12 protein-coding genes are annotated in these 11656 nt (G+C 35.6%); 6 read left to right on the top strand and 6 right to left on the bottom strand.

The window, feature by feature from the left end:
• Positions 1-23: 23 nt before the first annotated feature.
• Positions 24-566, bottom strand: a complete 543-nt coding sequence (locus tag GJV76_RS05175; RefSeq protein WP_155091573.1) for a ComF family protein — start codon at positions 564-566, stop codon at positions 24-26.
• A 244-nt stretch (positions 567-810) separates the two neighbouring features.
• On the opposite strand from GJV76_RS05175, the gene GJV76_RS05170 reads away from it, so the two are divergent.
• The 4 genes from GJV76_RS05170 to GJV76_RS05155 all read left to right on the top strand — a co-directional run bounded on the left by GJV76_RS05170 (position 811) and on the right by GJV76_RS05155 (position 3706).
• Positions 811-1008 carry a hypothetical protein gene (locus GJV76_RS05170; protein ID WP_155091572.1) on the top strand — a complete coding sequence of 66 codons (198 nt, stop codon included), beginning with the start codon at positions 811-813 and terminating at the stop codon, positions 1006-1008.
• Between the two features lie 5 nt (positions 1009-1013).
• Positions 1014-1406, top strand: coding sequence for a YchJ family protein (locus tag GJV76_RS05165; RefSeq protein ID WP_155091571.1), 393 nt, complete (start codon positions 1014-1016; stop codon positions 1404-1406).
• 66 nt (positions 1407-1472) lie between these two features.
• Entirely contained in the window at positions 1473-2876 is a 1404-nt protein-coding gene (aspA, locus tag GJV76_RS05160) for an aspartate ammonia-lyase (protein WP_155091570.1), read from the top strand.
• A 200-nt stretch (positions 2877-3076) separates the two neighbouring features.
• Positions 3077-3706, top strand: a complete 630-nt coding sequence (locus GJV76_RS05155) for an NAD(P)H-binding protein (RefSeq protein ID WP_155091569.1) — start codon at positions 3077-3079, stop codon at positions 3704-3706.
• 111 nt (positions 3707-3817) lie between these two features.
• Here the strand turns inward: GJV76_RS05155 and GJV76_RS05150 are convergent, their stop codons facing one another.
• The 4 genes from GJV76_RS05150 to GJV76_RS05135 form a co-directional block, all read right to left on the bottom strand.
• Positions 3818-4393 carry a YceI family protein gene (locus tag GJV76_RS05150; protein WP_155091568.1) on the bottom strand — a complete coding sequence of 192 codons (576 nt, stop codon included), beginning with the start codon at positions 4391-4393 and terminating at the stop codon, positions 3818-3820.
• 1188 nt (positions 4394-5581) lie between these two features.
• A complete protein-coding gene (locus GJV76_RS05145; RefSeq protein ID WP_155091567.1) occupies positions 5582-7126 on the bottom strand; it encodes a glycine--tRNA ligase in 1545 nt (514 codons plus the stop codon).
• Between the two features lie 92 nt (positions 7127-7218).
• On the bottom strand, positions 7219-7959 hold the full coding sequence (gene blaWUS / locus GJV76_RS05140) for a WUS family subclass B1 metallo-beta-lactamase (RefSeq protein WP_155091566.1): 741 nt from the start codon (positions 7957-7959) through the stop codon (positions 7219-7221).
• A 23-nt stretch (positions 7960-7982) separates the two neighbouring features.
• Positions 7983-9146 carry a pyridoxal phosphate-dependent aminotransferase gene (locus GJV76_RS05135; RefSeq protein ID WP_155091565.1) on the bottom strand — a complete coding sequence of 388 codons (1164 nt, stop codon included), beginning with the start codon at positions 9144-9146 and terminating at the stop codon, positions 7983-7985.
• Positions 9147-9470: 324 nt separating this feature from the next.
• On the opposite strand from GJV76_RS05135, the gene GJV76_RS05130 reads away from it, so the two are divergent.
• Both GJV76_RS05130 and GJV76_RS05125 read left to right on the top strand, forming a co-directional pair.
• Positions 9471-9860 (top strand): hypothetical protein, encoded by a 390-nt coding sequence (locus tag GJV76_RS05130; RefSeq protein WP_155091564.1) that lies wholly within the window; start codon positions 9471-9473, stop codon positions 9858-9860.
• Positions 9861-9994: 134 nt separating this feature from the next.
• Positions 9995-10417, top strand: coding sequence for a hypothetical protein (locus GJV76_RS05125; protein ID WP_155091563.1), 423 nt, complete (start codon positions 9995-9997; stop codon positions 10415-10417).
• Between the two features lie 71 nt (positions 10418-10488).
• On the opposite strand, the gene GJV76_RS05120 is transcribed toward GJV76_RS05125, so the two are convergent.
• A complete protein-coding gene (locus tag GJV76_RS05120) occupies positions 10489-11652 on the bottom strand; it encodes an efflux RND transporter periplasmic adaptor subunit (protein WP_155091562.1) in 1164 nt (387 codons plus the stop codon).
• Positions 11653-11656: the final 4 nt, after the last annotated feature.

Below are 11656 nucleotides of genomic sequence, written 5' to 3'. Positions count from 1 at the left end.
TTTTACTTCGAAAGTATCTGTAATTAAAAACTTTTTGTAGACATTGCTAAACAGAGTATTGTTACTTTTGAATGCGGTATATTGAGCAGTTGTTTAGCGCATTTTTCTAATGTGCTGCCTGTTGTTAGGATATCATCTAATAGCAAGAAGTGTTTTGCTTGTTTGTCTGCTTTCGGACAGAGCACAAATTCTGCCTCTTTTGTTTTTAACCGATCAAATAGCCCTTTTTTGGCTTGAGATTTACCTCTCTTACTTTTGATTAATAATTTCTCATTGATAGGGATGTGAAAATTATCGGCCAGTGCTTTGGCAAATCCCTCTACTTGGTTGTACCCCCTCTTTCTTTGTTTAGATTTGTGGAGAGGTACAGCGATTATTTCATCGACTGTATCTAATATTGTGGTTTCCTTCAATTGCTGTGCATATAGATTACCAAGGAAGTAACTAATTTCAGGGTGGTTGTTATACTTCAGATTGTGAAGTATATTTTGAGTAGCTGTTCCTTTTTTATAGTATAGAAAACTACAAGCCATTTCTATTTTTACCCGACCATAGAATTTTCCCATAGACTGATTGTTTGCTATTTTGTGCTGGTTGGTTATGGGTAAGGCACATCTACAGATTGTACACAAGATTATCTCATTTTTTAGCAAAAGTGTATTGCAGGCCATACAACACTTAGGAAATAGTAAGTTGATTAAGTTCTCAATTAGGTTTATCTGTCTGAATATTAATGATCTATGAAAATAATAAAATAGAATTTCTCAAATGAGTTTTTAGCGAATATCTTTGTCCTTTAAAGAATATTCAATGACAAAGCAAGAGAGAATACAACGTGAAATAATCGTATTGATGAAAGTGGCGAAAGAGAACGATAAGCTTGATTTATCCGAGAAGATAGAAGAATTAGTTTTCAGTATAAAACAAGGGATAGATGAAGCACAAACAGATGATGAAGTTGTCTTATATGCTAAGTATCTAAAGATTGTTAACAGCATTAAGAAGTAAAGAATATGACAGAGAGTAAATTGTGCTATTGCGGCAGTGAGATGACTTATGAGAATTGTTGTGGGCGATTTTTATCTGCCAAAGAGAAGCCGACTACAGCAATTGAGTTAATGCGCTCAAGATACAGTGCATACGTGCTGGCTAATGCCAAGTACATTATTGATACTACTCATCCTAAGGTTAGGTATCAGCACAGTAAAAAGGCTATTCTACAATGGGCTAAAGATAACGTTTGGTTAAAGTTAGAAATCGTTTCCAGTGGGGAAAGTCAAGTTGTATTTAAAGCTTTTTTCATGGATCAGCAAGGGGTAGAGCACGAACACTATGAAAATTCTTTGTTTGAGAAGTTGGGTGATCAGTGGTATTATGTCTCAGGTACATTTAAAGATGAAAACTAAGTGAATAATTATAAATTATTTGATTTATACTTTGTAAATTAGTGATTAATTAAAAATTATTTAACTATGGGTTTAACGAGAGTAGAGAGTGATTTGTTAGGAGAATTACAAGTTCCTCAAGAAGCATATTATGGTGTTCAGTCACAACGTGCAATAAATAATTTTAAAATATCTAATAGTAAATTGTCTCACTACCCTGAGTTTGTAAAAGGGTTAGCACAAGTTAAATGGGCTGCAGCGAAGACTAATTTTGAGTTAGATGTATTAGATGAGAAAATTTATAAAGCTATCGCTGAGGCATGTCAAGAGATTTTAAGTGGAAAGTTTTTAGAGGAGTTTCCTATTGATATGATTCAGGGAGGAGCAGGAACTTCAGTAAACATGAATGCCAATGAAGTAATTGCCAATCGCGCTTTAGAAATTTTAGGACATCAAAAAGGAGAATATCAGTTTTGCTCTCCTAACGACCATGTCAACTTATCTCAGTCTACCAATGATGCTTATCCAACTGCACTTAAGGTTGCTGTTTTTGAGATGAATAAAACTGTCGTACATAGCTTAGAGAAATTAGTTAAAGGTTTTGAAAGTAAGGCAAAAGAATTTGAAAATATAATCAAGATGGGACGTACACAACTTCAAGACGCTGTACCTATGACTTTAGGTCAGGAGTTTGGAGGTTTTGCGTTTACCTTGAAGAAAGAAATACAAGCGCTAAATTTTGCAAGTAAGTCCTTTTTAGAGATAAATATGGGAGCTACAGCAATCGGAACAGGTTTGAATGCTGTACCAGGATATGCTGAGTTATGCGCTAAGAATTTAGGTGAATTGATGAAACAAGAGGTTGTATCGGCAGAGAATCTTGTTGAGGCTACTTCTGATACGAGTGGTTTTGTCGCTTACTCAGGATCATTGAAGAAGTTAGCTATCAAGCTATCTAAGATTTGTAATGATTTGCGTTTGTTATCGTCAGGACCTCGTACAGGATTAAACGAAATACAATTGCCTCCAATGCAGCCGGGGTCTTCAATCATGCCTGGTAAAGTGAACCCTGTTATCCCTGAAGTAGTGAATCAAGTTTGCTTTAAAGTGATAGGTAATGATATGACTATTACGATGGCTTCAGAGGCGGCACAGTTGCAGTTAAATGTAATGGAACCCGTATTAGCTCATACCATAATGGAGTCTATGATGTGGTTGGAGAATGCTATGGACACACTATTGGACAAATGTGTTGTTGGAATTAAGGCTAACGTTGAGCACAACAAAGAATTGGTGATGGGAAGTATAGGTATTGTAACTGCTTTGAATCCTTATATTGGATATAAAGCGAGTACAAAGATTGCAAAAGAGGCATTGGAATCTGGCAGAGGAGTCTATGAGTTAGTATTAGAGCACAATCTATTGAGCAAAGAGAAATTAGATGAGATCTTAGATCCAAAACACATGTTAGCACCACATAAAAGTAAATAGTTTATACTATTAAATAATATTTAAAGCCAATTTGTATTTCTGTATAAATTGGCTTTCTTTTGTGTTTATATTTGAATTATGACAATTGTTAAGGTTAAAATATTTGTTTGTATTGTGTAATATTGTGATTATATTGAATATATTTAATAGTATATTAGATTCGTTTAATTACTTTTGAACAATTGAAATAAATAGATAACATGAAGGCTTTAGTTATTGGTGCGACTGGAGCAGTCGGCAAAGTATTAGTTAGACAGCTACTCTGTGATGATTATTTCACGGAGGTAGATATTTTTATACGCAGTGAGTGGGATATTCAACATCCCAAATTGGTTACGCATATTGTCGATTTTGAAGAAATAGATCAGTGGGCTCACCTGATAACTGGTGATATAGCCTATAGCTGTTTAGGAACAACACGCAAGCAAGCAGGTAGTAAGGAAAGGCAAAAGCATATCGATTATGACTATGTGATGCAGTTTGCTCAGTATTGCAAGGGAAATGGCGTTAAAACGTTTGCAATGGTATCCTCTATCGGGGCAAATGACAAGAGTACTAATTTCTATACCCGAGTAAAAGGGCAATTGGAAAGGGTAATCTTTACTTTGCGTTTTAATTCAACAGTTATTGTTCGTCCCAGTTTGTTAATTCGTCCACATTCAGATCGATGGGTAGAGAGGGCATCTATTCGCTTGCTCAAATGGTTGAACGCATTAGGGATTATGAAGCGATTTAAACCTGTTTCGCTAACCCAAGTATCCAATTGTATAAGAGAAGAGAGTAAACGACAGAATTGCAAGATTATTATTGTTGAAAACGTATATATTTAGTGGCAGTTTGTCTTTATACAGAATAGTTTGCTTGTACTGTAAAATATGAAAAGAGGCTATGGAGAAATTTGCTCCACAGCCTCTTTGTTTAGTTTGGTATATCAAGAAGGATTATTTTACTTGAGTAAACTCTAAGTTTACATTGATTTTTACATCTTTAGCAATCGCTTGTCCTGATGGATCGTACGCTACTCCGAAATCAAAGCGATTAATCGTAGTAGAAGCTTGGAATCCCAATTTCGTATTTCCTTGTCCATCATCTTTTAATAGACCACCATAAGTAAGGTCAAAGGTTACTTTTTTTGTGACATCTCTGATAGTAAGGTTTCCTTCCAATTTGTATTGATCTTTTCCCGCTTTTTTGATTGATGTACTTTCAAAAGTCATTGTAGGGAACTTTTCTGCGTTGAAGAAGTCATCCGTTTTTAAGTGGTTGTCACGCATCTCGATAGATGTGTTCACACTATTCATCTCTACAGAGAACTTGAATGCTCCCTTCGTTAAATCTTCAGGTGTTCCTTCAAAAGTTCCTGAATATTTGTCAAAACGACCATCTACAAAAGAAATTCCTAAGTGTTTTACTGAGAAGTTTAAAAATGAGTGGTAGTTATCTACATTCCATTTAGTCTGCGCAAATGAAGCTACCGAAAATAATGTTGCTACAAATAATAATGCTATTTTTTTCATGGTAATAATTTTTATTGTTTTGTTATCTATTACAAAGGTAGTACCAAACTTATGTTGTCTTGCTTAATCTACATTAAGAACGCTTTTTGTGTTTTTTAGCATATTCTAACTTATTAAATATAAGTAATTTATATTGTATTCTTCTCTTTTTTTTACTTATTGAATGTTTTGGCTCCGTCTTATTATTGTGTTTGTTGTAAAGGTATTTTGATGCGTAAAGGCGTATTTCGAAAACTACTTTTAAAGGTACTTTTTACAGCCTGAATAGGAGTGGTCGGCTTGTGATGGGCATTTGGTCGGCTAATAAATACCATTTTTAGCCTATCACTATGGGAACATTAGGATATCATATCACAATCATTTCGAAGCGTGTTTATCTCAGGATCTATATTGAACTTAGCCAATGTGGTTTTCAATATCTTTTGATGTGAAAAGGCTGATGTGCGTTTAATTGTACTTTTAGACAAGAACGAATAGTATTCTTAGTTAACTGCTCATACTGTATGAGATTTGTTTTTTAAGAAAACGCCTATTAATAATTTGCGTTTAACAAGTATAGGTCAGATCGGTTTATTGACTATTTGACGTACAGATTAATTATCGAATCAGGAGTAGTTAGCAAGAATTTTTGTCTATCTACTTAGTGTAGGATTGTAAATATGCACCTTGAACGTATTTCTATTCAGCTTGAGAAGATTGACTGAGTATAGCTGTTTTACTTCGGTGAAGGTATTGCGTATCTATCTTTCTCACTTGATGAGGACTTTGCTTTTTGCTTACCTGGACTTTCAGGTAATTATGATTAAGGATAAAGAATTTGCATATACATTGTTTACACAACTATTTGTACTAATGTATGCTTTTTGTGTAGGGCTGATACCTGTTGTAGTTTTGATGTGTATTGTGATTTGAAGGTTTAGAAGTAAGATCCTGTATGCGTCTTGGCATTCGTTGATGCTATTCATAGGCATCGTAATTTTTGGTTTGGGAAAAGTAATGGTAGTGTGATGTGTTATACCAACTCTATGGACTGGAGATTTAATGACCTTGATTTTTGGAAAGGCAGGTGAGAGATTGAATGAGGAGAGCGAAGGCATGAATACAGTAAACTAGAAATGTATACCTAAGAGAAATAAAAAAAAGCTGCTCCGGTGAGGAACAGCTTTCGTATGTTTAATAATTATCTGATTACTTCATTTTCTTTAACCAGTTTTTCATAGATACTTCGTTTTCTATGATGTTTTTAAGGTCAGCGATTGCTACACGATCTTGTTTCATCGTGTCACGATGACGGATAGTAACCGTTTTGTCTTCTAATGACTGGTGATCTACCGTAATACAGAAAGGTGTACCTAATGCATCAGCACGGCGGTAACGACGACCTACTGCGTCTTTTTCGTCATAAGCTACATTAAAGTCCCATTTCAGTTCTTCGATAATTTCTTGAGCTAACTCAGGAAGACCATCTTTTTTTACTAAAGGCAAGATTGCTGCTTTAGTAGGAGCAAGTACTGAAGGTAATCTCAATACAGTACGTGTACTACCATCTTCTAAGGTTTCTTCTACTAATGATTTAGAGAATACAGATAAGAACATACGGTCTAAACCTACTGATGTCTCAACTACATAAGGTACATAAGACGTATTTGTTTCGTTATCGAAGAATTGTAGTTTCTTTCCAGAGAACTTCTCATGTGCTTTAAGGTCAAAGTCAGTACGCGAGTGAATACCTTCTAACTCTTTAAATCCAAATGGGAAGTTAAACTCAATATCAGTAGCAGCATTAGCATAATGTGCTAATTTCTCATGGTCGTGGAAGCGATAGTTCTCTGCTCCCATACCCAATGATAAGTGCCATTTGTGACGAGTTTCTTTCCAGTACTCGTAGTACTTCATTTCTTCACCTGGTTTTACAAAGAATTGCATCTCCATCTGTTCGAACTCACGCATACGGAAGATGAACTGACGAGCTACGATTTCGTTACGGAAAGCTTTACCTGTCTGAGCGATACCGAATGGAATCTTCATACGTCCAGTTTTCTGTACGTTTAGGAAGTTAACAAAGATTCCTTGAGCAGTCTCAGGACGCAAGTATAAGTCCATAGCAGAGTCTGCAGAAGCTCCAAGTTTAGTTCCGAACATCAAGTTGAATTGACGCACTTCCGTCCAGTTTTTAGAACCTGTATCAGGATCAGCAATCTCAAGTTCTTCAATAAGTGCTTTTACGTCTGCTAAATCTCCTGAATCAAGACCACGAGCCATACGCTCTAAAATCTCTTTTTTCTTCGCTAAATATTCTACTACACGAGGGTTAGTAGCTACGAATTGTTCTTCGTCAAAAGCTTCTCCAAAGCGCTTCTTCGCTTTTTCGATTTCCTTTTGAGCCTTTTGGTATAATTTTTCACAGTAGTCTTCGATAAGAACGTCAGCTCTGTATCTCTTTTTACTGTCTTTATTATCAATTAATGGGTCGTTGAATGCATCGACGTGGCCTGAGGCTTTCCAAGTGGTAGGATGCATAAAAATTGAGGCATCAATTCCTACAATATTCTCGTGCATTTGTACCATAGATTTCCACCAGTACTCTCGAATGTTTTTCTTTAACTCCACACCGTTTTGAGCGTAGTCATATACTGCGCTTAAACCATCGTAAATTTCGCTTGAAGGAAATATGTACCCATACTCTTTCGCGTGCGAAACAACGTTCTTAAAAATATCCTCTTGTTTTGCCATGATGCAAAAGTAATAAAAGACTTTAAGATTAGAAACTATGCTATAGGCATTTTGTTGTTAATAACCTTAAGTTTATTGATTTACTATACTTATTAATTGTTTTTATTTAAATTATCTCGATGGTATTCCTCTAAGATACGTTCGGTATTCTCTATATGTCCTGACATATTCCATTGATCATGTCCTGGGATGATAGATTTCACCTTTTTAAATTTGCGTTTTACCGCTTTAACGGTTTTAGGCCAGGCATTTACATTTGCATTCGCTATATTTCCAATACTTGTAGCTTCAGCACTCTTAATCAGACAGCCTCCATACAGTATTTTTTCTTGTGGAAACCACACGACAGTATTGTCTTTTGTGTGACCTTCACCTAAGAAATAAACCGTTAGTTTCTCATTGCCGAAGGTAAAGTGTCTTTCTTTATCAAAAGTGTGTTGTGCTTGAGGTTCATTGCGCTCCTTTAGCATCTCATTAGTTTGTACAAAGGTATACGTTTGAGCTCCAGCTTTATTAAAGTAATCTAACCCTCCCGATCGATCTTCGTGAAAGTGGGTAGTGATTACCCATTTAATCTCTTTGTTGTGTGCTTGCTTGATGTGATTTACTAAAGGTTCATATTGCTCTTTATCCCAAGGGGTGTCGATGAGCAATACTCCATCGTCAGTTACTACATATAAGGCGTTAGAGGAGTATTGTACACCATTAAACTCTTGATAGGTAGTGTAGACATACATTTTGTCATTTAACTTTTCGATCTTTAGTTTTTCGGATTGGGCATGTGCAATAAATGAGCATGTTAGCAAGGCGATAGTGTAAAGAAATTGACGCATAATTTAACGTATTGATTGAGGGATTATACCCATCCTTTTTTCTTGAATTTTTTAATCACTGATAAGAATTTGTTCATTTCTTCCGTTGTACCAAGGGTAACTCTACTCCAATAAGTCAATGGAGGAAAGGGACGACCCACGATAATGCCTTCTTTTTTCATCTCAGCAGTATACAACTCAGGTTCACATTTTATTTGATGAAAAAGGAAATTCCCATGACTTTCTAAGTACTTAATGTCTATTTGATCAAATAACTCAGTCGTTATCTTTAGTGAATGAGTATTCATCGCCTTACTTTCGTTGATATAAGCTTTGTCTAGTAAAGATGCTGTACCTGCCACAGCAGTAGTTGAACTAATGTTTTCAATTGCCATAAATGGACTTAGTGCTTTCGCTGTTGCTTCAGTTGAAATACTGAACCCCAATCTCATTCCCGCCATAGCGAATAGCTTTGAGAATGTGCGTAACACTATAACATTATTTCTGTTTTCTCTGATAAATGAAGTTCCACTGACAAATGCAGGATCTGTAATATATTCTGCGTAAGCTTCATCCACCATAAAGAAGTTCTTTGTAGCATCGGCTTGCGTGATCCAATCTGCAATTGTCTGCGTAGAGGTAAGTGTTCCTGTAGGGTTATTTGGGTTGCACAAATAGCATATTGATAGACCGTCAAATGCATCGGCTATGTTTTTCATAGTCGCGATATCCATACAAAAGTTTTTGTCTAAAGGAACATTAACTACTTTTATTCCCATAGCAGAGGCGTGCTCTGCTGCCAACGAAAAAGAAGGTTCTGGTGAGATAAGTTGGATTTTTTTTCCAGCTTGTGCCGCTAAATAACCTTGCATATTGATTAAACCTCTAATGATATCAGAGGATCCTGATCCAATGGTAATTTGTTGCTTTTCAACTTTAAAAGTATCAGCTATAGTCGCGAGCAGTTCATTTATGTGACTTTCAGGATATCGGTTAACGTTTGATAGTACATCTACAATAGCTTTTTTTGCTTTTGGTGATAGACCAAGGCTATTTTCGTTAAAATGTAGATAAAGTGGATTGTCAACATTTGTTGGTAAATCTAATCCCGCAATTGTTTCTAAAGTTTTAGTTGTTGCATATCCTTGTGTAAGAATGCTCCCTGCAAAGAGGGTACCTGATAGTTTTAATAGACTGCGTCTGTCCATAGTGAGTAGTAATTTCTGAATTGTTTTAAAATAGAAAAAGCCTTAATCACATGAATAAGGCGTTGAGAGAATAAAGTTAGTGTTTATATCAGAATTACACTATACACAAGCTGTGTTTTTACAAAAAAATATTTAAAAGATATGTTTGATATATCTTAGTCGTTTTTGCTTTATGGATTTAGTGTTGACGCTAAGTCTTGAAGTTATTCGAGTTTAGGTAGGAGTCTATAGTTTTGTATGGTCAACCATTTTAAGAGTGTGGCGAAACAGACTTTTTCTTTACATTTGTTATTCATAATTATAATTTAAAGCGCGCTATAAAAGATGAAGAAATATAACCACTCTATTTTTTTGACCAAAAACAGTAAACTGTTGTTAATGGTAGGACTGTGTATATTGACTTTTAGTTCTTGTAAGAAGAATAAAGAAACAGAATCAAAACAGGAGAAGACAGAAGAGGTCGTAAAAGTTAATCCTATTGATGCGTTTTTAAACAAGTTCGAAACGGCAGTAAATAAGCAAACAGATTTGTATGTAAAGCTTTCTAAAGGGGAGGAGGAACACTCTAAAGCATTCAATGCTGTAAGTGAAGAAGTGACAAGGTTAGTTAGCGAAGGATACGGTTTGGATTTAGGTGATTTTACGGATGAACAAAAAGCAAGGTTAAAAGAGATTCAAGCAAGGTACAGTCAAATAGTAGGAGAAGGCGAGTAGTGTATAGCCTTTTACTCATAATGTCTTTGAAAAGTATTTCTTTGGTTTGAAATATAGATGTAAAGCATTAAAAATCTTCGTTTTATACTTCTATTGATTTGGTCATATATAGTATTTTTGAAGGAAAAAGCTGCATGACTATTCCTCATTTTTTATCGAAGATATATTTGTATTTCGCTGTTGTTATCGTTATACCTTTTTTTTGTGCTTGTGAAGATTCAGATTTTATTCCTCCAAGAGATTGCCCTAAGGTGGTCACACTTAGTAAAACTTCTTTGACCTTTGAAGTGCAGGGCGGCGAGCAAGTTGTGACAGTTAGTCCAAGTTCGTTTACACTAAGTCCAAGTTTTGGCTTTTTTGATTCTAATTCATCTGGGAACCAAATACTAACAGATGAGATTAAGACCAAAAATATCTGGGTGAAAAAAGTAAGTGGCACTCACCAAATAAATATTGTTGTTTACCCTACTTATAAAGAGGATAATAAAGACTTTACGGTTGAGGTTATAGCTGAAGGCTATTGTTCAGCAAGTTTTGATATCAAGATTAAAGAATAAATATAAAGTCATAGTTGATAAAATCAAAAAAGGAGTAGGTAATCGATTACCTACTCCTTTTTTTGATTTTGCTATTCCTCTTCTTCTGTGTTTTTTAGTTTCATTAGCAGTGTATAAGCTCCCTTAGTTACTATTTTCTTATTCGATAGTTCTGTAGGATTGTTTATTTGTATATAGCCATCTTCTTTTGGCCCAATCTGCACGGGTGTCATTTCATAAGTTTGTCTCTCCGTTTGGACAAATACGTAGTTCTGCTTTTCGAAGTAAACGACACTTTCCTCTGGTAGCGCCTGCGATACTTGGGCATGTGTGTCGATATCGGCATTCATATACATACCTGGAACCAGTTTTTTGTCAAATTCTTCAAAGTGGCAATGCACTTCTGATACACCGTCTGCATTGACATCCATACTGATTAAAATAATTTTTCCTTCATATCTTTTGTCTGGGTTGGCATTCGTATAACTTACGACGCGCTGTCCTATCTCCAACTTATCTAAATCTTTTTCATACACTTTCAGATTCAAGTGAATATCTAAAGGATTGATCAGTTCAAACATCACGTCAGAAGGAGTGACATACTTGCCTACATTGACATAAGCCTTACTGACAAATCCGTTTATAGGGCTATATATGCTGATTGTACGACTAATATTGTCATGGGTTAAGGAACTCGGATTGATATTGATTAAGGCTAATTGTTGAGCCAAAGCATTCATTGTGATGCGTTGATTGTTCATTTCTGCTTGAGCTATCTGCATTACCTTGTCACTGCTGGCTTGACTCGCATTCAAGTCTTTCTGGCGATTGTAGTCCAATTTGGCAAACTCATATTTGTCTTTGGCGATGAGGTAATTTTGTTGTAATTGAATATACTGCGGATCCTCCATCATCGCGATGAGTTCACCTTTTTTGATATGCATACCAGGTAGTAACTTCGTGCTCTTTAGATATCCTCCTAACGGGTTGGTAACTGAAACTAAGTTTTGTGGAGGGACATCTATTTTCCCTGTGAGTTTTAGTGTTGTTGCAATTTTACGCTCAGATAGAGTTCCTGTTTCAATCACTGTGTTTTTCATCTGTGCATCTGTTAAATGTACAGTTGTTTCATTTTCTGCTACTGTAGTTGTGGTTTCTTCAGTAGGTTGTTCTTTTTTACATTGCGTAAAGAATATCGCGCTTCCTAAAGCAAGGATTAGTACAAAACTGCGCGTTTGAATATAGTTAGATTTCATGATG

This window comes from Myroides albus (assembly GCF_009711045.1).
GTDB classification, from domain to species: Bacteria; Bacteroidota; Bacteroidia; order Flavobacteriales; family Flavobacteriaceae; genus Flavobacterium; species Flavobacterium album_A.
This window is presented reverse-complemented; position numbering and strand designations above follow the sequence as displayed.